The organism is Methylobacterium sp. CM6244 (assembly GCF_054817885.1).
Map to the genome: position 1 here is coordinate 1,516,497 of NZ_CM139247.1, position 22,139 is coordinate 1,538,635.

Consider the following 22,139-nt stretch of genomic DNA (forward strand, 5'->3'; position numbering starts at 1 on the left):
GATCACCATGTCGACCTTTCGCGTCCTCGCCTGTCTTGGCGCCCTCGGCCTGATCCTGCAGACGCCGGCTGGCCAAGCCCAGAGCTTCCTCGGATCGGGGCCGACCGAGCGCTTCTCGGTCCCGCCCGTGGGCGATGCCATGCGCCGCCCGGACGCCCCGCCGCCCGCAACCCGCCCCGCCGCGCCCCCCGAGGAGGCCCAGCGCGAGCCTGTCGGCCGGATCGCCCCGGCGCGTCGCCTCGCGGCCACCACCGACGGGTTCCGGATGGAGGGGGAGGAGGCGACGCTGCGCTTCCCGGTCTTTCTGACGGAAGCACAGACGCGGGGCCGCCCGCGCCTGCGCATTTCCTACCTCTCGGCCATCTCGGTCGCGCCCGAAGCCTCGGAACTGACCGTGAGTGTCAATGGCGCGGTGGTCGGACGCACCAACATCCAGGCGCCGGGCGCGGTGAAGGTGGTGGAATTCGAGATTCCGGAGGGAAGCCTCAAGCTCGGCTACAACGCCGTCTCCCTGCAGGCGAGCCAGCGCCACCGGGTCGATTGCTCGCTCAACGCCACCTACGAACTCTGGACGCAGATCGATCCGTCGCGCTCCGGGCTCGTGGTCGCGCCGGTCGCTGCCGCCAGCCTCGAACTCAAGGATCTTCCCGCCCTCGAGCCCGACCATAGCGGCGCGCTGCCGGTGCGGGTGGTCGCCAACGACAAGCCGAACCTGCCCCGGCTCGAGCGTATGATCCACGCGGTGGAGGCCGTGGGCCTGATCGGTCGCATCGCCCGGCCGGTGGTGGAGTTCGGCCCGCCCATGTCGGGCCGGTCGGGTCTCAACCTCATCGTCGGGACGGCGGCGGAATTGCGGGAGATGCCCGATCTCGAATCGATCGGCGCCACCGGCGGGCCGAGGCTGGTGGTCCTGCCGCCGCGCCCGGACCGGGTACCGACCCTGGTCGTCACGGGCACCAGCTATGCCGAGATCGAGGAAGCCATCGCCGCCCTGGCGCGGGGAGGAGAGGTCTACGGCACTCCCGCCGGCCTGAAGGCGGCGTCCCTCGCACGCGGCACCATCCTGGACGGTGACGAGACGGTCTCGCTGCAGAGCCTCGGCGTCTCGACCCGCGAATTCTCGGGGCGGCTGCTGCGCACCGCCTTCGACGTCTACCTGCCGGCGGATTTCCTGCCGGCGGACTACGGCAAGGTCATGCTGAACCTGGCGGGCGCCTACGCGTCCGGCCTGACCTCGGACGCCCGCATCCTCGTGGATCTCAACGGCAGCAATGCCGCCAGCGTGCCGCTGGCCCAGACCCGCGGCGAGGTGTTCGAGAACAACACGATCCCGCTGCCCCTGGCGAAGTGGCGTCCGGGCCTCAACCGCGTCGCGATCATGGCCCAGGTTCCCGCCCCGGCGGACGAGACCTGCGGCCTCAACGCCACGGATTCGAAGCGGGAGCGCTTCCTCATCCTCGACCGCGCGAGTCTGTCGATTCCCACCCTGGCGCACGCGGCCAGGATTCCCGATCTCGCCGCGACGACGAGCGGGGCCCTGGCCTTCGTCAAGTCCGAACGCCGTCCGCGTCTGGTCCTGCCCACCCTCGACAAGGACACGGTGGCGGCCGCCGCGACCCTCGCCGCCAGACTGGCGGGCGCCGCCGGGCGGATGATCGATTTCGAGCTCGCTGGCGACATGCAGAGCGGCTCTCCCGGGCCGACCCTCGTCGTCGCCCCGGTGCGGTCCCTGTCTCCCTCGACGCTGTCGGGGCTGGGCCTCGACCCGGACCAGATCAGGACGATCTGGCAGGCGCGCGCGGAAACGGCGCGGGCGCCCGGCCAGTCCGGCTCGGTGCCGGCCCCGACCCTGGACCGGCTTCGCCGCAACCTGCCGCCGCGCTGCAGCCTGCCCGAACTGACCTTGCGCGCGCCGGCCCCCAGCCCGACCATTGCCTCCGCCGCGCCCGCCGAGACACGACGTTCGCCCCAGGCCAGGCTGTCGGACGGTGATCTCGTCACGAAATGGGACGAGACCCTTCGCGCGCGCCATCCCGTCCTCGAAGCTGCGGACGGCGTCGTCGAGCGGGGGAGGGCCTTGCTCAACTCCGTCGTGGGTGACCCCCGCGCCTTGTTCAGCGCGGCGCCATCGACGCCCGCCACGGTCACGGTTCCCCCCGGCGCCAGCCTGATCATGGCCCAGGGCTTTCCGACGGCGGCGGCGGCGCAGAACGGCTTCGACGGGTCGGTGACCGTGATCACCGCCCCGAATGCCTTGCTGCTCAAGGCTTCGGCGGCCTGCCTCATCGATCCCGAGGTCTGGTCGCGGATCGATGGGCGCTTCGCCTTCCTCGATGCCTCGGACGGATCCCTCGAGACGGTGGCTCCCCGGAACGTGGAGCTCGTCGAGACGAAGACGCGCTCACTCTCCAACATTCGCCTCGTCACCGCCGGCTGGCTCTCGATGAACCCGGCGATCTATGTGGCGCTGACCCTCGGGCTCGCCCTGCTCCTCGGCCTGACGACGACGTCCCTTGTCCGCAATATCGGCCGGAAAAACGGATGACCCGCACCGTGCATCCCATTCTCGGCCTGGTTCTCGGCGCGGCACTGGCCGTCGCGAGCCCCTGGATCGTTCCCGCGAGGGCGCAGGACGGCGCCTCGCCGGTTCCACCCGCCACCGCGATGCCCGGTGCCCCCACCGCGAAAGGCGAAGCCATGCCGGGAGCCTCGAAGCCGGCGGTTCTCGCCGATTCCCTGAAGAATCCCGATGCCTGGCGCTCCTACCGGTCCCGCTTCATCACCGAGGCGGGCCGCGTGGTGGACACCGCCAACGGTATGATCAGCCACAGCGAAGGGCAGGGCTACGGCATGCTCCTCGCGGTCGCCGCCAATGACCGGACCACCTTCGAACGGCTATGGGGATGGACCCGCGCCAACCTGATGGTCCGCTCGGACGAGCTGCTGGCCTGGCGCTGGGAGCCCGGCAAACGACCGGCGGTGGCCGATCTCAACGACGCGTCCGACGGCGACATCCTCGTGGCCTGGGCTCTCACCGAAGCGGCCGAGGCCTGGGACGAGGCCTCGTACCGGGTGGCCGCGCGGCGCATCGCCGTGGAGGTCGCGCGCAAGACCATCCTGTTCAAGGACAAGAACGGGGCGCTGCTGCTGCCGGCGGTCTCCGGCTTCTCCGCAGCCGAACGCGCGGACGGGCCGCTGATCAACCTCTCCTACTGGGTGTTCCCGGCCTTCGCCCGGCTCCCCATCGTGGCCCCCGAATTCGACTGGGCGGCCCTGACCGCCAGCGGGCTCAACCTGATCCGCCGCTCCCGCTTCGGGACGGCGAAGCTGCCGACCGAATGGATCTCCCTGAAGGGCGAGGAGCCGCGTCCGGCGGATGGATTCCCGCCGCTCTTCTCCTACAACGCCATTCGCATTCCCCTCTACATGGTCTGGGCGGGTGTCGGGCGCCCGAGCGATTACGACCCCTTCGTCGCGCTCTGGTCCGGCCCCGACCGGGAGCGCCTGCCCATCGTCGACACCTCCGACGGGCGTACGGTCGAGTCCCTGAGCGAGAGCGGCTATACCGCCCTCTCGGGGCTGCTCCTGTGCGACCGGAAGGGCATGCCGCTGCCCGACGGGTTCGGACGGCCGCAGGGGAACGAGAACTACTATCCGACCACGCTGCACCTCCTGTCGATGGTGGCGTTGCAGATGAGGAACCTGTCATGTCCGGCACGGTGATCCGCGCATGGGGGAGGCCGGCGACCGCTCGCGTCACGGGAGGGGCGCGGGGTTTCGCCTTGCTCTGCGGCGTCTCCCTCGCCGGGTTCTGCCTCGTCGCTCCGTTGGCGGCGCAGACCGAGAGCCCGGACGACGCGGCGCGTGCGCCCGCGATCATCGCGGTGCCCGGCAGTTCCGCCGCCGCCGGCATGGTCGATGAGAGCGCCCTGCGCTACTACGCGTCGCAGAAGCAGACGGCGCGGATGAAGGCCGAGGCGGCGCGGCTGAAGCAGCTCTATCCCGGCTGGGTCGAACCCACCGACCTCGACACCCTGCAGCCGAGCCCGCCTGAGGAGGCGCCGCTCTGGGACCTGTTCACCGCCGGGCGTTTCGACGACCTCGATGCGGCGATCGCGGCCCGCCGCGCCGCCGACCCGAACTGGCGCCCCTCCGACGAACTGTCGCGCAAGCTCCTGCGGGCCAGTTTCCGCAGCCGCCTGAAAGCCCTGACCACCGCGCGCAAGACGGCGGATATCGTCACCCTCTACCGGGCCGACCCGAGTGCCCTCGATCCGAGCGACGTGGAAAGCTACTGGACCACGGCGGAAGCCCTGGCCTCCGAAGGGGGAGCGGCCGGATCGGACGAGGCCCTGGCCCTCTACAAGACCGTGCTCGACACCAGCAACGACACCAGCGTGCGGTTGGCCACGATCCAGAAGGCGATGTCGACCTTGCCAATGGCCCTGGCGGAGAAGCTCATCGCCATCGGGCGCACGGATGCCGAGGGAGGCTCCGAGTTCAAGGCGATCGCCAACGACATCACCCGCGCCCGCATCGTCGCGGATCTCCACGGCGCTCCGGCCCAGGAGCCGAGCGCGGCGGACATGGCCGCGTTCCAGGCCTATGCCCGCGCCTCCGGCGATGCGAGCCAGACCGGATTGCTCGGCTGGTACACCTATAACCACCGCCAGTTCCGCGCGGCCCTCGACTGGTTCAAGCTCGCCATCAGCCGCGGCGGCGATGCCATGATCGCCCATGGCCTCGCCCATACCCTGCGCGAGCTCGGGATGCTGCGGGAGGCCGAGGAGGTCGCCTATGCCTGGCGCGACAAGTATGTCGGCAACAGCATCCTGTTCATCGACCTCATGGGCCGCAGGCTGACGCAGGCCAATCCCAGCTTCATCGATCTGGAGCGGATCAACCGCTATGCGAAGGTGACCCTGGCTACGGCGTCGGGGGAGGGGGCCGAGGCCCTCGGCTGGTACGCCTACAATTCGTGCCAGTTCGAGGCCGCGCTGGAATGGTTCCAGCACGCGGTCGCCTGGCTTCCGAGCGAATCCGCCGTGACCGGCTATGCCCTGTCGCTGCAGCGCCTGAAGCGGAAGCAGGATTACCTCACCATCGTGAACCGCTACGACGGCCTGTTCCCCAAAGTAGTGGATCTCCTGTTCCGCGAGGGGCCGGCCGGACCACCCCTGGCCTGCGCCGCGACAGCGGACGCAGCCCCGTCCCAGGGGGGGCGCCCGGCACCGGCCGCCTCCGCCGCTCCCGCCGCGACCGCGCCGGCCCGCAACACGGCAGCCTATGGCCGGGTGCCCAAACCCGATGCGTCGGGGGACGGCCAGACCAAGCCCCTGCCGGTCCAGCGCAGCGAATTCCCCGTCGCGGTGTCGGCGGAGAACCCCCTGCGCTACGCTCCGCCCTCCCTGGCGCGGGTGGTCGCGGATCGGCAGGACGGCGCCTTCCTGGCCGAGCCGCCCGCCTCGAAGACCATGCCGCTCGTCGCGCGCCGGGTATCGGGAGCGGGGCCGATGCCCTACGAGAGCTATGGCTTCAACCTGTTGCCGGGCTATGACGGCTCCGAGCGGCCCTCCACCCTGTCGGAGCCGGGCGAGGGCACCCTATGGCGGGCGCAGCAGGCCTCGCGGAACCGGGGCCCGCAGGAGCGTGCTGCGTCGGAGGCCGACCGCTTCACCTTGCCCAATTCGCAGGCCGTCAATCGCGGCTACGATCAGCCCGATACCGCGCCGAGCTCGATGCAACGTCCATGATCCGCTCCCATCGGTTGGTCTCCTCCCTGCGATCCGGCGTTTTCGCTGCCCTGGTCCTCCTGCCGTGGGCCTTCACGACACGGGCTGCTCTCGCGCAATCCGTGGTCGAGATCCCCGGCGCGGGCCGCGTCTCGGATGTGGCGCAGACCGCCTTTCGCGATGGCTTCGCCCAGCGCGTGACCTTTGCCGGTGGCCCGCGCAACTACGCCGAGATCAGCGTTCGCAACGGCACCGATGCGGGGGGGCGCTTCGGCTCCGCCCTGACCATGGCTAAGCCGACCCGCCTCGGCATCGCCGCGGAACTCCTGGCGCGCTTTCCCGGGGAGGGCATGCGCGTCTCCACCGTTCCCAAGCGGAACGCCTATGGCCCCGTGGGCCTCGCGGTGGGCAGCAACTGCCTCTACGCCTGGCAATGGATCGATCTCGCTCCGCGATCCGGCGGGCGATCGGCCCCTGACAGTCTCTTCGGCGGAAGCACCGAGCGCGCGGCGTCCCTCCGGGTGAGCCTGTGCCGGACGGCTACCGCGACCCTCGCGGATCTCGTCTCCGGCGTCGAACGCATGAACCTCTCCCTCGGTGCCGGGCGCGAGGGCGGACGACCGCACGTATCCACCCGCGCGGCGCCCAAGCCCCGGCGCGAGGCACCGTCCGCCCGCGCTTCGAAGGAGCCCGCGAAGGCGGCCGCGCAGCCGCCCGGTGCCATGGAACGGCCGAGCGCACGAAACCAGAAAGTCGATGACGGCCGGCGCGCCCCGGTTCCGGTCGTGGAGCGCACTTCCCCCACGATCCCGTTACCGCCCGCCGCGGGCACCGCCGTTCCGCTGCCGGCCGGTCCCGCCACGGGCGCCCCGCGCTACATCACCGATCCGGCCCCCGCCTTCGCGCCAACGGCTCCCGTTGCCGCGCCGAAACCCGCTGCCCCCACGAGCGTGGAGCCGGAGGACCGCCTGTCCCCCGATCTGCCGATCCGGGCCTATCGCCCGCCGCCGTAGCGCCGACGCCACATCTGTTTGCGAACTCTTCGCCCATCTTCAGCGACGTGTTCCTGGCGCCTCCCGGTGTGGGGATGCGCGAGGGCGCGACGGAAGCGGTCGCTCGCCGACGCGGAGAAGGCGGATCCGGTTCGCCGGCCGTGCTTCGATGACAATCTTCACGCCATGCCTGGGCGCCTGCTGACAGTGGTGTCCAATCCCGGGAGGCAGGCCGAGATCATGCATCCATGGCGGCGGCGCCTTCTTGCGACCGGGTGGCGATCGATGTCTCATCGATTGCCACATTCGCGTTTGACAACCCTGACGGATACTCCTTCTGCTCTTTTGAAAGGTTGCGAATTTTTCTATAAATTATCCAAGATCTTAAATTTTTGCGCATCATGGGGGCCGCTTTTCCGATGCAGCATTTCGACAAGGGACACCTGCCCGAGCCCGGTCCTCATTATGCCGACCATTTGGCCATCCAGGCCGTCGTGATCTGTCGCGTGGCCATGGAAACAATCGTAATCGGAATTATTCTATTTGGATTGTTGGAATTATTAAAGGTTTAATCGCGCGTCATCTTCAATTTTAGAATGATGTACTTAAGATGCTTGGTTTCCCGCGAGCAGGATCGGGGATGGAAGGTCGGTTGGCTTAGCGTCGCGACTCATGGGCGTCGCAGGCCTTCGAGACGCGAATGCCTCGCAGGCTTCGATCCTGCCGCCGTGCTTGTGCCTGTGGCGACTGGTCCTGGACTGGCCGCCTCTGCATCCTCACACCGAACCACGATCTGCGGTCCTTGCTGGTGCATCTCCGGCGCTCGACCCGTTGCAGCGTCTCAAGCGACTGCTTTGAGCCATGGAACGTGCCGTTTCGAGAACGAATGGCATCGCTGTCGCCATCTTGAAGGATAAGCATCTCAACGACGAGGGGATGGGAAATATTCGTCCGCAAAGGCGGGGAAATTCAAAAAACTGTTTTCTTGCGGAGAAGTAAAGCATCTCGGTAAGACACCGGGGTCGGTCGGTGCCTATGCTTGGTCAAGCCGCAGATCCGCAGGCGCTGCCTGGATCTGTGTGGGCTTCATCTTGTAATAAGCTCGCACCGGACGTGCTTTCCTCACCCTGGAGACGAAGATGAATCACGACACTCCGGGCGGAGCATCCCCCTCGCGCCGGACGATTCTGCGTGCCGGCTTAGGAGTGGCAGCGAGCCTGTCGCTCGGATCGCCGGCGGTGCACGCCGCCGAGCGCACCGTCCGCCTGAGCTACCAGCGCTCCTCGACCCTGCTCACCATCCTGAAGGCGAAGGGCACCCTGGACGAGCGTCTGAAGCCCCTTGGCTTCGCGCCGTCCTGGCATCTGTTCACCAGCGTGATCGAGCCGATGAATGCGGGGGCCGTCGATCTGCACGCGGACGTGGCGGATGCCATCCCGATCTTCACTCAGGCCGCCAACGCTCAGCTCACCTTCTACGCGCGCGAGATCGGTGTTCCTTCCGCCGAGGCGATCATCGTACCGGCCGAATCGCCCATCCGCTCCATCGCCGACCTGAAGGGCCGGACGGTCGGCGTATCGCGTGGGTCGGGCTGCCATTTCATCCTGGCGGCGGCGCTGAAGAAGGCCGGTCTCGGCTTCCCCAATATCAAGCCGGCCTATCTCCAGGCGCCCGAGGGGCTCGTCGCGTTCAACCAGGGCAGTCTCGATGCCTGGGTCATCTGGGACCCCTTTCTTGCCATCGCGCAGTCCAAGCGGCCGGTGCGCGTGCTGGCCGACGCCACCGGCCTGTCGAGCTATCACCGCTATTTCCTCGCCAACGACCGTTTCGTGGCCGAGAACCCGCAGGTCGTCGCCACGGTCTACGAGGCCCTGAAGGAAGCCGGCCGGTGGGCGAAGGCCGAGCCGGACGCCGCGGTGGCGCTGCTGGCCCCGATCTGGGGCGACCTGTCCCCCGACATCGTCGCGACGGTGAACCGCCGCCGGACCTACGAAGTCACTCCCGTGACCCGTGCCGAACTCGGCGAGCAGCAGGAGATCGCCGATACGTTCTATGAGGCCAAGCTGATCCCCCGCAAGCTCGACGCCACCGGGGTGGCGATCTGGCAACCGCCCGCCGCGCGGGCGGGGTGACGCGCATGAGCGATGCGCCCCGTTTCGGGATCTGGGCGGCCGTCCACGGCTCGCGCGCGTCCCACCACGATCCGGACGAGCCGGACGATGCCAGCTGGACCCGTAACCGGTCCCTGGTGCTGGAGGCCGAGGCGTTGGGCTTCGACTCGGTCCTGGTGGCCCAGCACACCGCGAATCCCTACGACGACGAGCGCGACCAGCTGGAGGCCTGGACCGCCTCCGCTGCGCTGGCCGCCCTGACGCGCCGCATCGAGATCATCGCGGCGATCAAGCCGGGGCTCTACCACCCGGTCGTGCTCGCCAAGATGGCCCTGCAGATCGAGCATGTGAGCGAGGGTCGCTTCGCCCTCAACCTCGTGAATGCCTGGAACAAGGCCGAGTTCGAGCGGGCGGGCCTGCCCTTCCCGGCCCATGACGACCGCTATGCCTATGGACGGGAATGGATCGGCCTCGTGGACCGTCTCATGCGGGGCGAACGCGTGACCCATGCGGGCCGGCATTTCCAGGTCGAGGATTACCAGTTGCGCCCGGCCGGGACCTTCCGGCCACGGCCGACGGTCTATCTCGGCGGTGAATCCGAGCCGGCCCGCGCCCTGGCGGCGGAGCGGGCGGATGTCTGGTTCATCAACGGACAGCCGCTCGACGATGTCAGGGCCCTGATCGCGGATGTCGCGCGCCGGCCCGCCGCCAACGGGCCGCTGCGCTACGGCCTCTCCGCCTTCGTGATCGCCCGTGAGACGGATGCCGAGGCTGAGGCCGAGCATGCCCGGCTCCTCGTCCTGGCGCGGCGCGACGAGGGGCTACGGAATGCCACGAGGGCCCGTACCGACGCCGCCAGCGTGATGTTCGCCAAGACCGATGCGGCGGCGGCCCAGCATGTCGGCACCAATGGCGGCACGGCGGCCGGGCTCGTCGGCAGCTACGAGACCGTCGCCGCGCGCATCCGCGCCTTTCATGACGCCGGCATCGACCTGTTCATGCTGCAGTTCCAGCCGTTCGAGGCCGAGATGCGGCGCTTTGCGAAGGAGATCCTGCCGCGCGTGCGGTGAGCCCGCGACACGAAGGATCAGGCGGTGGCATCCACTGCCCCGGATCGCCGTCGCGATGCCCCCTTTTGCATGAGATCGATCATCTATATGTTGGGAGGTCAAGCAGGAGGATCTCACCGTGCCAAAGGTTTCACAGGCGCAGGCCAAGCTGAACCGGCAACGGGTGGTCGAGGTCGCCGCGGCCATGTTCCGCGAGCGCGGACTGCATGGCGTCGGCGTCGCCGACATCATGGCCTCGGCGGGCCTGACGCATGGCGGTTTCTATGGCCAGTTCGCCAGCAAGGAGGCGCTGGCGGTCGAGGCTTTCGACTTGGCGGCCAACCAGAACTGGCGTCCTGACGATCTCGACGGTTGGATGGCGGGTTACCTGACTCTCGGCCACGTTCGGAACCCGGGCCTCGGCTGTCCACTGGCGTGTCTGGCCAATGACGTGTCGCGTGAAGCGCCGGGTTCTCCGCTGCGGGCGCGGTTTCTTCACGGGGCCCGAGACCTGATCGAGCGCATGACCGGCCTGCTTCCCGCGGCCCTGGCGAAGCGGCGACGGCAGCGGGCCTTGGCGAGCCTGTCGCTTATGATCGGAGCCGTCGCCCTGGCCCGCGCCATCGAAGACGATGAGCTCAGCGAGGAGGTGCTGGCGGCGGCCCGCGGCGTCCTCACCACGGGCAAGGTCGGCTGAGGAGCGAGGTTCAGCCCTTCCAGGCCTTGAGCGCCGCGAAGGGGCTGGAGGCCGGATCGGGCTGGGGCGGGTTGAGCACCGGCTCCACCTGGGAGACGGCATCGGCCAGGGAGAAGGCCGATCCGGCATTCAGCTTGCCGCCGGCCGCATCCTTGTGGCCACCGCCACGGAACTTGCGCGCACCGTCCAGCGCCGTTTCGTCGTTCGAGCGGAAGGACAGCGACCCCGTGCGCTGGACATTGACGACGCGGGTCGCCCTGCCGCTCTCCATCACGAGGTCGGACACGCGCTGGAACATGCCCGAATCGAGGCCGAAGGACAGCATCGTCCCATCCGAGAGTCGCTGGAACAGGGCATCCGACCGGGCGAGCGCTCGGGCCATCCGCATGCGGGTGGTGAGGGTCGGGTCGTCCTGAGGCTCGTCGGCGAGGAGCGCGTCCACGAGTCGACGCCGGGTCGCGGCGATCTCGGCCTCGACGCGGGCCGGCGATGCCCCCTCGCGCAACAGGGCGGAGACCGCCCGCAGCAGCGCACTGATGAAGCGGTCATGCCAGGGATGGCCCACCGGGATCAGGGTCGCGACATTGTCCCAGAAGATCTCGTCCAGGGCGAGGCCGCCCCGGAAGGTCGGGCGCTCCTTCTTCCATAGATCGAGGGCATCGACGGCAGCGACAAGCGTCTCGAGTTCCTCGGTCGTCCCGGCCTCCACCTCACGCGACGCGTAGAGCTCCCGATGCTCGTAGGCGAGGCGGGTGGCACAGCGGTCCTCGTCGATGAGGACGACTACGTTCGGGTCGGAGAGTTCGACCTTGGTCAGGCCGGGTCTTCCCGGCACGGGCGCGAGGGTGAGGCCCTGGTCGCGCAGCTGGTCGAGGGAGGAGGCATGGTGGTCGAGCACGATCAGCCGGTGCCGCGCGGCCTCGTCGCGACGCAGGTTCATGGAAGTGAACCGGGTGATGAAGGTGACGGCGACGGCCTCCAGGCCGAGATCCGTCATGATCAGGCATTCGGGCGCCTGGGCGCGGGAGAGCCGCTTCAATTCCGCGTCGACCACCGGGCCAACATCGGCATAGCGCGGGATATGGACGATCCGCGACACGTCGAGGAAGGCACCGACGATGGTCGAGGCTCCGTAGCCGTCGAGGTCGTGGTGGGTCAGCTGGGTGACGGTCAAGGTTCGTCCTCGTGGCTCGGGTCTTCCGCTCGCCTTATGGGCCAGACGGGCGGGCTCGGCGAGCCATACCACCGGGGATCGGGTGAAATTCCCCGGCGGCGACGCGTTACGCCGCGCGGCGCGGAATTTCCGGCTCCTGCCGGGGGAGGGGCGCAGCCTCCGCCTGCATCCATTCCGCCCGCTGGCGCGGCAGGGCACCCGGATATTCCGTCTGCAGGAAGAAGATCATCTTCTCGCGCACCTCGCAGCGCAGGTCCCATGCCTGCGGAGCGTTGCGGGCGCTCACCAGCATCCTGATCTCGATGACGCTCTCCTTGGCGTCGGACACTTGGAGATTGACCACGTTGCGGTCCCACAGGCGCGACTGCGCCGCGATCTCGGAAAGCTTCGCTCGCATCGCCTCCACCGGCGCGCGGTGATCGACATAGAGGAAGACGCTGCCGATGAGCGAGGCGCCCTCGCGGGTCCAGTTCTGGAACGGCTTCTGGATGAAGTAGGTCAGCGGCAGGACGAGGCGGCGCCAGTCCCAGAGGCGGATGACCACATAGGTGGAGTTGATCTCCTCAACCCAGCCCCACTCGTTCTCCACGATCACCGCATCCTCGATTCGGATCGGCTGGGTGATCGCGATCTGGATGCCCGCCACGAGGTTCGAGAGGACCGGTTGCATCGCGAGACCCAGGATCAGCCCCGCCGCTCCGGCCGAGGCGAGCAGGCTGACGCCGTATTGCCGGACCGGCTCGAAGGTCATCAGCGCGATCGAGATGGTCAGCAGCGCGACGAGCGTCACGCCGGCGCGCTCCAGAATTCGCATCTGGGTGAAGTGCTTGCGCGCGAGAAGGTTGTCCTCCGCGTCGAGCTTGAACCGGCGCAGGTAGATCACCGTCGCGATATGCAGCGCGGTGGCGCAGCACCAGCCGGCCAGCGCCACGAGCGCGACGACGAGGATCTGGTTGAGGACGATCCGCACGTCCCATGAGAGGGGTGCGGCAGACGACGCCGCCGTGACGGAAACGATCAGCAGCGCGAGACGGCTCGGCCCATGCGTCCGCGAGACCAGGGACCGCCAGAACAGGCTCCGATCCGCCACTGCGCGCTGCATGGCGCGGAACACGACGCCATGGAGCGGGAGGACCACGGCACAGCATCCGGCGACGAGAGCAAGGGTCTGCGCCCACCAGGGCAGCCACGTGAGCCAGCGGATCGCATCGCCTGCGAGCGATTGGATGATCGGCATCGGACCTCCTGTATCAGCGGGGCCAATGATCCCGTTGGATGTCGGTTCCGCGCCGCACGGGCAGCCCCGTGCGGTGCACAACCGTGCGATACCGAAGGGACATCCGAGGCCGGAAATTCATATTTCCGCTCGATTTCAGGCGGCGCGATCGATGTCCCTACGCGCCGCGCCGAGGCGCATAGAACCGTTAGGATTCGTGAATCGGTCGGTCCGGCCTTCATCATCCCCGCGCGGGGCACCGTTCTCGTTCAGCATCCATCCAGATTTGTAAATGTAGTGTGGATCTACGGCTCAGCTTGTTCTGGCTGTGCTTCCGCATAAGATGTCTTTCGACACATCGAATCGCGCGAGAGACGCTGCTTTTACAAACTTAAAGGTTTCTGAATACATTTTTCAGAACGCGTTAAAGCGCTCGTCACTAGGACCGACACCGACATAACGGTGGAGAACCATGACGATCGACGCCAGCGATATCCACGGCCCTTTCGAGGTGCTGGACGTGGGGAAACGGGTCCCCCGTGACCACGCCTGCGGCGGCGAAGCGTCGTCTGCGGAAGCGGAAGCCATGGCCGGCCCCGGTCTGGGCGTCGCACAAGTCGGCATGGACCGATCGGGCATGGACCGAGCCGGCATGGACACGGAGTCCCGGCGGCGGATCGGCCGAAACCTCCGCATTCTCTACGGCAACGTCCTGGATCTGCCGCTCCCCGACCGTTTCGAGACCCTTCTCGCCGAACTCGCGGCCAAGCCTGCTTCGCGGGAGACCTCATGATGAGCTGCCATACCCATCCTGTCGGCACGCCCTCGGGCGCCGATACCGAGATGCGTGAGCTTCTGCTCGGCGCGATTCCGGCCCTGAGAGCGTTCGCCTATTCGTTGACCTACGATCTCGATCGCAGCGACGACCTCGTTCAAGACACGCTGGTCCGCGCCTGGACCAAGGCGGATAGCTTCACGCGGGGCACGAACCTGACGGCTTGGCTGTTCACCATCCTGCGCAACCTGTTCTATTCCGAGCAACGCAAGCGCAAGCGCGAGGTGGAGGATGCCGACGGCGTCCATGCCGCGCGGCTCACCAGCCTGCCCGAGCAGGAGATCCGGGTGGAGATGCGGGAGTTCCAGGCCGCCCTCGACCTGCTGCCGCTGAGCCAGCGCGAGGCCCTCGTCCTCGTCGGCGCGCAGAGCTTCACCTACGAGGAGGCCGCCGAAATCTGCGGTGTCGCCGTGGGAACGATGAAAAGCCGTGTCAGCCGCGCCCGTGGCCGGCTGATCGAAACACTGGGCATGAACGGCACCGAGGATATCGGGGCCGACGCGCTCACACGGGCGGCCCTGGGCGGTGCCTGATCCTGCCCGCGCCGCAAAACGCGGTTCCTGATAGCGGGCCTCGATGACGTCTTCTCATCGAGGCCCGGTTGCGCGAGTGAGCGGCAGTGGACACTCGCGCGCCTCGTTGAGGCTTGGTCTTACTTGCATTCCTCGCGGGCGCGTTTGATCGCGTCGCCGAAGCCCGCCAACGCGTATTCGTCGCTGGTAGAGGTGCCGCGCATGGACGTCGTCTTGACCTGAACCTTGGCCAGTTTGGCCATCTCGCCGACGAGGCGGGCCTCTTCGGATGGGTTCTGCAGCCAGGCATTCTCGTCCTTCACGACCAAGCCGTATTGCGAACTGCCGAGGCTGAGGATCGGATCGGAGGCGGCCGTGGCATTGGCCTTTGCCTGGCTGGCGGCCGGCTTGGGCGGGAAGCCGAACATGACCGCGACCTCGTTCTGCACGTTGTCACCCTTGCGGATGGTGACGAACAAGTAGGCGGTGTCGCGTTTGAGCGTTTTCGGTGTGCGGGCCTGGGGCTGAGCGATGGCGTAGCAGGTGCGTGATTTGCCCTGGCCGTTGGCGAAGACGTTCCAGTCCCCGAAGATGGCGACCGGCGTCGCCTGCTGCATGCCCGGCGCGCTGACCGCTTTCTTCTTCTCTCGCCCGCGCCCCCGTGACTTGGCCGGAGCCTCGGCTGCGGTGGCGGCCTCCTGCTGCGCCAGTGCCGGCGAGGGAGCGGTGAGAGAGGCCGGGCCGAGGGTCGCCAGGACAGCCGCCGAGGCGCTGACGGCGAGGAGGCGGCGGAGAGGATGCTGCATCGTGTTCAGGTTCTCGAATACGAAAGAAGGCCCGCCGACAGCGTGGAGGGCAAATCTGCGCCGCGAAGGACGGACTGGCAGCCAAAGCGGCTGTCCCGACACAGGCTGTAAAATTGTGCGGAATTGCGGCGAGACGCCATCAGTCGTTCACGCCGGGCCGGATCGACCGGCGGCTCCGCGCGAATGTGGTCGGCGCGTTGGGACGATTCAGGCCGGGTGCGCCTCCGGTGCGAAGGTCGGTCCCGCGAGGATGGCGCCCATTGCCATCTCCACCCGCGGCGGCTCGGCGATGGCCGACAGATCGGCGATCGAGGCTGCCATATGCGGTGCGGTGGCATTGGCTTCCATCACGTCGCGGACGGGCAGGGCGCGGGGCTTCGGGTCGTTGTAGGGCGTGTTGTAGCATTTGCGGATCGATGCCCAGAACGCAGCCCGATCCGCCTCAGGCAGGCGGGCCAGAACGGTATCGATCAGCGTGGTGGCTTCCGCTGCGAGGGCGGCGGTGTCTTCGGGATTCATCCAACTCTCGACGGGCATCGACATCTCCGGCGTGCGTGGGTCCGAGCTTTAGGCAGGATCACATAGCTCGACCGTGAACGCATCCGCTCCGGCCGAGCTTTTTTGTCGCCCTGTGAATCACGCTGTCGCGGCTGGCGCGTCGAGCAGCGCCAGCCAGCGTGTGGCCTGCGTCCTCACGTTGTCCGGCGCGGTGCCGCCATAGCTGGTGCGGCTGGAAACGGAATTTTCCACGCCCAGCACCGCATAGACCGCATCGGTGATCCTCGGCTCGGCCGCCTGCATCTCGGACAACGCCAATTCCTCCAGCCCGATCCCCTTGGCGGAGGCGGCGCCGACGAGGCGGCCGGTGACGTGATGCGCCTCACGGAAGGGCAGGCCGAGTTCACGCACCAGCCAATCGGCGAGGTCCGTGGCGGTGGCGTAGCCGGAGCCGGCGGCGCGGGCGAGCACCTCGGCATTGGGCTCCAGGTCGCGGACCATGCCGGTCATGGCGGCCAGACACAGGGAGAGCGCCTGCAGCGCGTCGAACGTGCCTTCCTTGTCCTCCTGCATGTCCTTCGAATAGGCCAGCGGCAGGCCCTTCATCACGATGAGCAGGCCGGTCAGCGCGCCGATGACGCGGCCGGACTTGGCGCGGACGAGCTCGGCCGCATCCGGGTTGCGCTTCTGCGGCATGATCGACGAGCCGGTGGTGTAGCCGTCCGACAATTTCACGAAGTTGAACTGGGCCGAGGTCCAGACCACGAGCTCCTCGGCGAAGCGCGACAGGTGCACGGCGCAGATCGAGGCGGCGGAGAGCGATTCCAGGGCGAAGTCGCGGTCGGCTACCGAGTCGAGGGAGTTGGCGGTGGGCCGGTCGAACCCGAGCGCCGCCGCCGTGGCGTGCCGGTCGATGGGGAAGGAGGTGCCGGCCAGCGCCGCGGCTCCGAGCGGGCATTCGTTGAGCCGCGCGCGGGCATCGCGGAACCGGCCACGGTCGCGGGCCAGCATCTCCACATAGGCCAGGCAATGGTGCCCGAACGTGACGGGCTGGGCCGATTGCAGATGGGTGAAGCCCGGCATCACCGTGGCGGCGTGCGCCAGCGCCTTCTCGGCCAGAGCCCGCTGCAGGCCGGCGGCCTGCTCGTCAAGGTTGTCGAGGGTGTCGCGCACCCAGAGCTTCATGTCGGTGGCGACCTGGTCGTTGCGCGAGCGGGCCGTGTGCAGGCGCCCGGCGGTGGGGCCGACGATCTCGGTGAGCCGGCTCTCGACCGACATGTGGATGTCCTCGAGCTCACGCTTGAACACGAAGCCGCCGCCCTCGATTTCCGCGCGCACGGCCTTGAGACCGTCCTCGATCGCTGCCACATCGGCCAATGGCAGGATGCCCGCCTTGCCCAGCATCGCCACATGCGCCAGCGAGCCGCGGATGTCCTGGGGTGCGAGGCGCTTGTCGAATCCGATGGAGGCGTTGATCTCCTCCATGATCTCGGCGGGGCCGCTCGCGAAGCGCCCGCCCCACATCCGGTTGCTCATGTCGACACTGTTCCTCTCGGCCGCCCCATCCACCCGTCGGGCGACGCAACGATGATGCCCGGAGCCAAGGCGACCCTGGCTGCGGGAGCCGTCGTCGCCGTCCTGATCGCGGGCGGTCTCGCCGTATACGGGACGCGTCCGACCGGCGGCAACAGCGAGGCGGTGGCAGAACCGTGCCGTGGTGCCGTGGAGACGATCGCGCGCATCGCGCCCCATGCCCGTGGCGAGGTGGCGGCCATGGAGGTCTCCAAGGTTCCGCGCGCCGCGCCGGACCTCGTGTTCAAGGGGCCGGACGGCACCGACCGGACTCTCGCCCAGCTACAGGGGCGGCTCGCGCTGGTGAACCTGTGGGCGACCTGGTGCGCGCCCTGCAAGGCCGAGATGCCGGCCCTCGACCGGCTCGAGCAGATGCTGGGGGGGACTGACTTCACCGTCGCGGCGATCAACGTGGACACGCGCAATCTCGAGAAGCCGCCGCAATGGCTGAAGGAGAATGGGATCACGAACCTCGCCTACTATGCCGATCCCGGCGGGCGGGTGCTGCCGGCCATGCAGAAGGCGACCGGTTCGCTCGGCCTGCCCACGACGATGCTGGTGGACGCCAAGGGCTGTATCCTCGGCGTGATGAAGGGACCGGCCGATTGGGGCAGCGAGGATGCCAAGCGGCTGATCCGAGGGGCGCTCGGCCGCGCGCCGGATTGAACCCAAGCTGAAGTGAGACTGCGCCGAGGTGAGACCGGGCCGAGCGCCGGATCGTGGCTACGGCCGATGCTCGCTCTGATCAGTGTTCGCGCCATGCAGACTCGGTCGAGTTCAGTCTAGAAACAGACACGACACGAATTTGCGGTTGCCGCTCAGGGCGTGGCAAGTGTCGATCGGCGACGTTACCGGATCTTAGGTCGTGTGGACGGATTTGATTAGGATGAATGCGAGGGCGAGGGAGACGAACGCTGCGAAGCTCGCTCTGGTCTTCTCGCAGCGTAACGCGATGCGTTTGAAGCGTTTGAGCTTTCCGAAGGTCTGCTCGATGCGCGCCCTGGTCCGGTAGAGGGCTTTTGGAAAGAAGACGGGTCTCTTCTTGGCGTTGGCTTTGCAGGGAATGATCGGAGCGATGCCGCGGACGCGGGCGGCGGCGCGATTGCGCTTGCTGTCGTAGCCTTTGTCAGTGACGGCGGCGCGGGGCCTCACGTCGGACCCGAGATCCAGCAGCGTTTCGAACTGTGGGCTGTCACCGGCCTCTCCACCAGTCAGGACGAAGGCGAGGGGCAGGCCGGAAAAGTCGGTCTTGAGGTGGATCTTCGTCGAGAAACCGCCCCGCGAGCGGCCGAGCGCCTGATCCTGCTGCCCCCCTTTGCACCGGCCGCCGAGACGTGGGCCCGGACCACCGTCGAGTCGAACATCTGCACGAAGTCGGCGGTGGGGCTCAGTTCGGCCAGCGCCTCGAAGAAGGCATCGATCGTCCCGTTCTCGCGCAGTCGCCAGAACCGTTTCCAGATCGAATTCCAGTTCCCGAACTCGGCCGGCAGTGTCCGCCACGTCACGCTCTGCACCGTAAAATAATGCAGCGCTTCCAGAAACCTACGGTCGTCACGGCCCTTGTCGCCCCGTCGCGAGCGAACCGCGCGGAACACCTCCAGGGCGATCGTCCAATCCGCGTCCGTCATCCGTGTCAGCATGGGCAAGCCTCCCCAAAACCGACACTCTATGAATCATCGATCCGCCCGCTCGGAAAGCCTGCCGTCACTAATCCGTCCACACCGCCTAACATGCTCGGTGTTCCATCGGAAATTCGGATTTCGAGGTCGCCGCTTCCATGTTTCCTAAGTCTTTCTCCGTTCGAGCAAAGCTCGTCGCCAGCTTCGGAATCATGTTCTTGTTGTCGGCTGCACTCGCAGGGGCATCGCTCTATTTTCTCCGAGCCGTCAATGACATCGCGCGGGAGATGCGGGACGATCACCTGCCAAAGACCGAGATGCTCGGCCGGATCCAGGTTCTCGTCCTGCGGCAGCGGGTGAGTGGCGGGCGTCTGATCACCGCGGATACGCCGGAACTGCGCGACAGCGTCGCTGCCACGCTCAAATTGCGTGCCGATGAGATGCGCGACGTCCAGGCGGCTTACACGCCTCGCCTGGACACGGCCGAGGAGAAGGCACTGTACAAGGCGTTCGAGACCCAATGGGTCGCCTATCTGGCGTTGCAGGACGGCATCGTCACGGAGGCGCAGGCCGGGAACCTTGCCCAGGCCCAGCGCACCTACAACACGATCATGTCGACGGGGATCAATGCGGTTCTGGCCGAGCTTCAGAAGCTCGTCACCTACGAAGCGCGCGTGGCGCGCGAAAGCGGCACCCAAGCGCAGGCGACCTATGACGGTGCCGTGATCTCGACCATGGTCCTCGTCGCCATCGCCGCGCTGATGGCTTCAGGCGCTGCCATCATGCTGGCACTCACCGTGAGCCGCCCCTTGCGCCGGATGACCTCGGCCATGGAGCTTCTCGCTCGGGGCGACACGGATATCGAGGTCCCCGGCGTCGATCGCATGGACGAAGTGGGCGCGATGGCGAAATCCGTCGTGGTGTTCAAGGACAACATCATCCGCACCCGTGCCCTGGAGGCGGAGACCGAAGCCGCGCGCGCCGGCGCCGAGGCCCAGCGCAGGGCGGTCATGCTCGACATGGCCGATCGGTTCGAGGCCGCGGTCGGCGGCATCGCCACTCAGGTCAGCGCCGCCGCCACGGAGTTGCAGGCCACGGCGGGCAGCATGAGCGCCACGGCCACGATGACCGCCCGACGCTCCGGTAATGCCGCGGCCGCGGCGGACACGGCCGCCGCCAACGTCACCGCGGTGGCCTCTGCCGCCGAGGAGCTCGGCTCGTCGGTCCAGGAGATCGGCCGCCAGATGCAAGGCTCCGCCAGCCTGTCCCAGCGTGCCGTCAGCGAAGCGGCCGAGACCGCCGCGCTCGTTCGCGATCTCAGCGAGTCCACGGCCCGTATCGGCGATGTGGTGTCCCTGATCTCGACGATCGCGGGCCAGACCAACCTGCTGGCACTGAATGCCACCATCGAGGCTGCGCGCGCGGGCGAGGCGGGGAGGGGCTTTGCGGTGGTCGCCTCCGAAGTGAAGGCACTGGCAAACCAGACCGCCAAGGCCACCGAGGAGATCACCGGCCAGATCGCACGCGTCCAGGCTTCCACCGGTATGGCGGTCTCGGCGATTGCCGGCATCACCCAGCGTATCCGTGAGATCGACGACGTGTCCGCTTCCATCGCCGCGGCCGTGGAGGAGCAGGGTGCGGCGACCCAGGAGATCGTCCGCAACGTCACCGAAGCCTCGGCCGGGACCAGGGAGGTCACCCACAACGTCAGTGCCGTGGCCTCGGCCGCCGAGGAGACGGGGGCCGCCTCGGCCCAGGTTCTCGCCTCGGCCTCGGAATTGTCACTGCAGTTCAACCAACTCGATACCGCGATGTCGCAATTCCTCTCCACGGTCAGGGCCGCATGACAGCGGGCGCCTGATCCGCCGCAAACCTTTCCGGTCCTGGATCATTATGCCTTCGTCGCATCGGGATCGGCAGGTGCGGTGGCACGGCGGCTCTCGTCGGCGACGGCTGGGAGTGAGAACGATGCGCCTCGTCGGAATCTTCATGGCGGGGCTCCTCGGCCTCGCGCCCGCCTGCGCCGCCGACGCGCCGGCTTATCTCCTCGTCGGCCTCGACGGAAAAACCTTCTTCCTGCCCGAAGGCGGCCGGAACGGCCCCAATGGAAGCGATGCGCTGGCCATCGTCGATGTGAGCGACGAGGCCCGCCCCCGCCTCGCCCATGTCCTGCCCCTCGACAATTCCGTCTACGGGCCGCCCACCAACCTGCAGATCACCCCGGACGGACGGCTCGGGCTGGTGGCGAGTTCGGTGCTCATGCGGCAGGAGGGCGAGGCCTGGTACGCACAGGCGGACGACCGGCTCCACGTGATCGACCTCCTCGCGAACCCGCCGCGTCTGGTGGAGACCATCCGCGTCGGGCGACAGCCCTCGGGCCTCGCCATCGCGCGGACAGGCGATGTCGCCCTCGTGGCCAACCGCGAGGGCCGCAGCGTCACGATTCTGTCGATCGCGGGGACGAGCGTGCGCGCCGTGTCCACCGTGGATGTCGGCGACGAGGCGGCGGCTTTGGCCATCGCCCCGGACGGGCGTCGCGCGTTCGTGGCCAAGAACAAGGCCGCCAAGGTGGGTGTCCTCGCCCTCGACGGCACCAAGGCCACCTACGATCCGGCCCTCGACCTGCCGGTCGGCCCCGGCACCTATGGGCTGGAGGTCACGCCCGACGGGCGTTTGACGCTCGCCGCCAATACCGGGCCCGAACCCAGCGACGGCCATGCCGACAGCGTCAGCGTGATCCGGGCCGATGCGCCGCGCCCGGTGGTGACCGATCATCTCGGCATCGGTGACACGCCCGAGACCCTGGCGATCTCGCCCGATGGCCGGCACGCGGCGGTGGCCGTGGTGCGCGGATCGAGCGCTCCGGCGAGCGGCCCCGGCTACACCCCGACCGGGGCGGTGGCGCTGCTCACCATCGATCCGTCGGGGCTCGTCCGCCGCACGGGAGAGGCCGAGGCGGGGGCGGTGACGCAAGGCATCGCCTTCAGTCCATCGGGATCGCATATCTATATCGGCAATTACGTGGACCGAACCATCGGCGTCTACCGCATCGACGGAGATGCAGTTCACGATACGGGGTTCAGGCTGAGTCTTCCCGGCCAACCGGCCTCGATGCGGGGGCGGGCAGGACAGTAACACCGGGACTGCCGTGTGCGGCTCACCTTGCCTGCGCGAGTCGATCCGGAGAACCAGCCGGTCGGACGAGATTAATCCCCGTATCGCCGGTGATTTAATTCTGGAACCCGTCTGATTTGTCACCGGTTTTTCGGGTTCGATACAGAGAGAGGCGCGCAAGCCGAAAGCACAGGCTGTGCTGGCACGCCGCC

18 protein-coding genes and 1 pseudogene are annotated in these 22,139 nt (G+C 67.9%); 12 read left to right on the top strand and 7 right to left on the bottom strand.

The annotated features are described in order from the left end of the window. Positions 1–7: 7 nt before the first annotated feature. The 7 genes from ACYQML_RS07015 to ACYQML_RS07045 all read left to right on the top strand — a co-directional run bounded on the left by ACYQML_RS07015 (position 8) and on the right by ACYQML_RS07045 (position 10,581). The gene (locus ACYQML_RS07015) at positions 8–2,545 is read left to right on the top strand and encodes a cellulose biosynthesis cyclic di-GMP-binding regulatory protein BcsB (protein WP_461235107.1); all 2,538 of its coding nucleotides are present in this window, start codon (positions 8–10) and stop codon (positions 2,543–2,545) included. Then, positions 2,542–3,723 carry a glycosyl hydrolase family 8 gene (locus tag ACYQML_RS07020; protein WP_461235108.1) on the top strand — a complete coding sequence of 394 codons (1,182 nt, stop codon included), beginning with the start codon at positions 2,542–2,544 and terminating at the stop codon, positions 3,721–3,723. The genes ACYQML_RS07015 and ACYQML_RS07020 overlap by 4 nt, the downstream gene beginning before the upstream one ends. Continuing rightward, a complete protein-coding gene (locus ACYQML_RS07025) occupies positions 3,708–5,753 on the top strand; it encodes a hypothetical protein (RefSeq protein ID WP_461235109.1) in 2,046 nt (681 codons plus the stop codon). The genes ACYQML_RS07020 and ACYQML_RS07025 overlap by 16 nt, the downstream gene beginning before the upstream one ends. After that, positions 5,750–6,745 (top strand): cellulose biosynthesis protein BcsN, encoded by a 996-nt coding sequence (gene bcsN, locus ACYQML_RS07030; RefSeq protein ID WP_461235110.1) that lies wholly within the window; start codon positions 5,750–5,752, stop codon positions 6,743–6,745. The genes ACYQML_RS07025 and bcsN overlap by 4 nt, the downstream gene beginning before the upstream one ends. Before the next feature lie 1,118 nt (positions 6,746–7,863). Next, positions 7,864–8,856: an ABC transporter substrate-binding protein gene (locus ACYQML_RS07035; protein ID WP_461235111.1), complete on the top strand. Its 993-nt coding sequence runs from the start codon at positions 7,864–7,866 to the stop codon at positions 8,854–8,856. Between the two features lie 5 nt (positions 8,857–8,861). After that, a complete protein-coding gene (locus tag ACYQML_RS07040) occupies positions 8,862–9,905 on the top strand; it encodes an LLM class flavin-dependent oxidoreductase (RefSeq protein ID WP_419953869.1) in 1,044 nt (347 codons plus the stop codon). Positions 9,906–10,023: 118 nt separating this feature from the next. Next, entirely contained in the window at positions 10,024–10,581 is a 558-nt protein-coding gene (locus ACYQML_RS07045) for a TetR/AcrR family transcriptional regulator (RefSeq protein WP_461235112.1), read from the top strand. Positions 10,582–10,591: 10 nt separating this feature from the next. Here ACYQML_RS07045 and ACYQML_RS07050 read toward each other — a convergent pair whose 3' ends face one another. Together ACYQML_RS07050 and ACYQML_RS07055 are read right to left on the bottom strand one after the other, a co-directional pair. Beyond that, complete coding sequence (locus ACYQML_RS07050; protein WP_461235113.1) at positions 10,592–11,755, bottom strand: dimethylmenaquinone methyltransferase; 1,164 nt, start codon at positions 11,753–11,755, stop codon at positions 10,592–10,594. A 106-nt stretch (positions 11,756–11,861) separates the two neighbouring features. After that, a complete protein-coding gene (locus ACYQML_RS07055) occupies positions 11,862–12,992 on the bottom strand; it encodes a mechanosensitive ion channel family protein (RefSeq protein WP_207413894.1) in 1,131 nt (376 codons plus the stop codon). 451 nt (positions 12,993–13,443) lie between these two features. On the opposite strand from ACYQML_RS07055, the gene ACYQML_RS07060 reads away from it, so the two are divergent. Next, the gene (locus tag ACYQML_RS07060) at positions 13,444–13,764 is read left to right on the top strand and encodes a NepR family anti-sigma factor (protein WP_419953872.1); all 321 of its coding nucleotides are present in this window, start codon (positions 13,444–13,446) and stop codon (positions 13,762–13,764) included. Further along, a complete protein-coding gene (locus ACYQML_RS07065; protein WP_207413911.1) occupies positions 13,764–14,339 on the top strand; it encodes a sigma-70 family RNA polymerase sigma factor in 576 nt (191 codons plus the stop codon). The genes ACYQML_RS07060 and ACYQML_RS07065 overlap by 1 nt, the downstream gene beginning before the upstream one ends. 119 nt (positions 14,340–14,458) lie before the next feature. Here the strand turns inward: ACYQML_RS07065 and ACYQML_RS07070 are convergent, their stop codons facing one another. From ACYQML_RS07070 to argH, 3 genes are all read right to left on the bottom strand, one after another. Beyond that, complete coding sequence (locus tag ACYQML_RS07070) at positions 14,459–15,124, bottom strand: invasion associated locus b family protein (protein ID WP_419953873.1); 666 nt, start codon at positions 15,122–15,124, stop codon at positions 14,459–14,461. Between the two features lie 207 nt (positions 15,125–15,331). After that, a complete protein-coding gene (locus ACYQML_RS07075) occupies positions 15,332–15,661 on the bottom strand; it encodes a hypothetical protein (RefSeq protein ID WP_419953874.1) in 330 nt (109 codons plus the stop codon). 99 nt (positions 15,662–15,760) lie between these two features. Then, positions 15,761–17,158 carry an argininosuccinate lyase gene (gene argH, locus ACYQML_RS07080; RefSeq protein ID WP_461235114.1) on the bottom strand — a complete coding sequence of 466 codons (1,398 nt, stop codon included), beginning with the start codon at positions 17,156–17,158 and terminating at the stop codon, positions 15,761–15,763. Between the two features lie 54 nt (positions 17,159–17,212). Between argH and tlpA the strand changes: the two genes are divergently transcribed. Continuing rightward, a complete protein-coding gene (gene tlpA / locus ACYQML_RS07085; protein ID WP_207413915.1) occupies positions 17,213–17,860 on the top strand; it encodes a thiol:disulfide interchange protein TlpA in 648 nt (215 codons plus the stop codon). 192 nt (positions 17,861–18,052) lie between these two features. Here the strand turns inward: tlpA and ACYQML_RS07090 are convergent, their stop codons facing one another. After that, positions 18,053–18,694 carry an IS5 family transposase gene (locus tag ACYQML_RS07090; protein WP_419953433.1) on the bottom strand — a complete coding sequence of 214 codons (642 nt, stop codon included), beginning with the start codon at positions 18,692–18,694 and terminating at the stop codon, positions 18,053–18,055. Continuing rightward, positions 18,616–18,834 (bottom strand): annotated as a pseudogene (locus tag ACYQML_RS07095) (transposase); the annotation flags it as partial. The gene ACYQML_RS07090 and the pseudogene ACYQML_RS07095, both read right to left, overlap by 79 nt. A 137-nt stretch (positions 18,835–18,971) precedes the next feature. Between ACYQML_RS07095 and ACYQML_RS07100 the strand changes: the two are divergent. Both ACYQML_RS07100 and ACYQML_RS07105 read left to right on the top strand, forming a co-directional pair. Next, on the top strand, positions 18,972–20,660 hold the full coding sequence (locus ACYQML_RS07100) for a methyl-accepting chemotaxis protein (protein WP_461235115.1): 1,689 nt from the start codon (positions 18,972–18,974) through the stop codon (positions 20,658–20,660). Positions 20,661–20,781: 121 nt separating this feature from the next. After that, positions 20,782–21,948, top strand: coding sequence for a YncE family protein (locus ACYQML_RS07105; RefSeq protein ID WP_461235116.1), 1,167 nt, complete (start codon positions 20,782–20,784; stop codon positions 21,946–21,948). The last annotated feature ends 191 nt before the right edge of the window (positions 21,949–22,139 follow it).

Bases quoted from the DNA above. Each gene is read 5' to 3' on its own strand.
- ACYQML_RS07015 (WP_461235107.1), top strand. From the start codon at position 8: ATGTCGACCTTTCGCGTCCTCGCCTGTCTTGGCGCCCTCGGCCTGATC.
- ACYQML_RS07020 (WP_461235108.1), top strand. From the start codon at position 2,542: ATGACCCGCACCGTGCATCCCATTCTCGGCCTGGTTCTCGGCGCGGCA.
- ACYQML_RS07025 (WP_461235109.1), top strand. From the start codon at position 3,708: ATGTCCGGCACGGTGATCCGCGCATGGGGGAGGCCGGCGACCGCTCGC.
- bcsN (WP_461235110.1), top strand. From the start codon at position 5,750: ATGATCCGCTCCCATCGGTTGGTCTCCTCCCTGCGATCCGGCGTTTTC.
- ACYQML_RS07035 (WP_461235111.1), top strand. From the start codon at position 7,864: ATGAATCACGACACTCCGGGCGGAGCATCCCCCTCGCGCCGGACGATT.
- ACYQML_RS07040 (WP_419953869.1), top strand. From the start codon at position 8,862: ATGAGCGATGCGCCCCGTTTCGGGATCTGGGCGGCCGTCCACGGCTCG.
- ACYQML_RS07055 (WP_207413894.1), bottom strand. From the start codon at position 12,992: ATGCCGATCATCCAATCGCTCGCAGGCGATGCGATCCGCTGGCTCACG.
- ACYQML_RS07060 (WP_419953872.1), top strand. From the start codon at position 13,444: ATGACGATCGACGCCAGCGATATCCACGGCCCTTTCGAGGTGCTGGAC.
- ACYQML_RS07065 (WP_207413911.1), top strand. From the start codon at position 13,764: ATGAGCTGCCATACCCATCCTGTCGGCACGCCCTCGGGCGCCGATACC.
- ACYQML_RS07070 (WP_419953873.1), bottom strand. From the start codon at position 15,124: ATGCAGCATCCTCTCCGCCGCCTCCTCGCCGTCAGCGCCTCGGCGGCT.
- ACYQML_RS07075 (WP_419953874.1), bottom strand. From the start codon at position 15,661: ATGCCCGTCGAGAGTTGGATGAATCCCGAAGACACCGCCGCCCTCGCA.
- argH (WP_461235114.1), bottom strand. From the start codon at position 17,158: ATGAGCAACCGGATGTGGGGCGGGCGCTTCGCGAGCGGCCCCGCCGAG.
- tlpA (WP_207413915.1), top strand. From the start codon at position 17,213: ATGCCCGGAGCCAAGGCGACCCTGGCTGCGGGAGCCGTCGTCGCCGTC.
- ACYQML_RS07100 (WP_461235115.1), top strand. From the start codon at position 18,972: ATGTTTCCTAAGTCTTTCTCCGTTCGAGCAAAGCTCGTCGCCAGCTTC.
- ACYQML_RS07105 (WP_461235116.1), top strand. From the start codon at position 20,782: ATGCGCCTCGTCGGAATCTTCATGGCGGGGCTCCTCGGCCTCGCGCCC.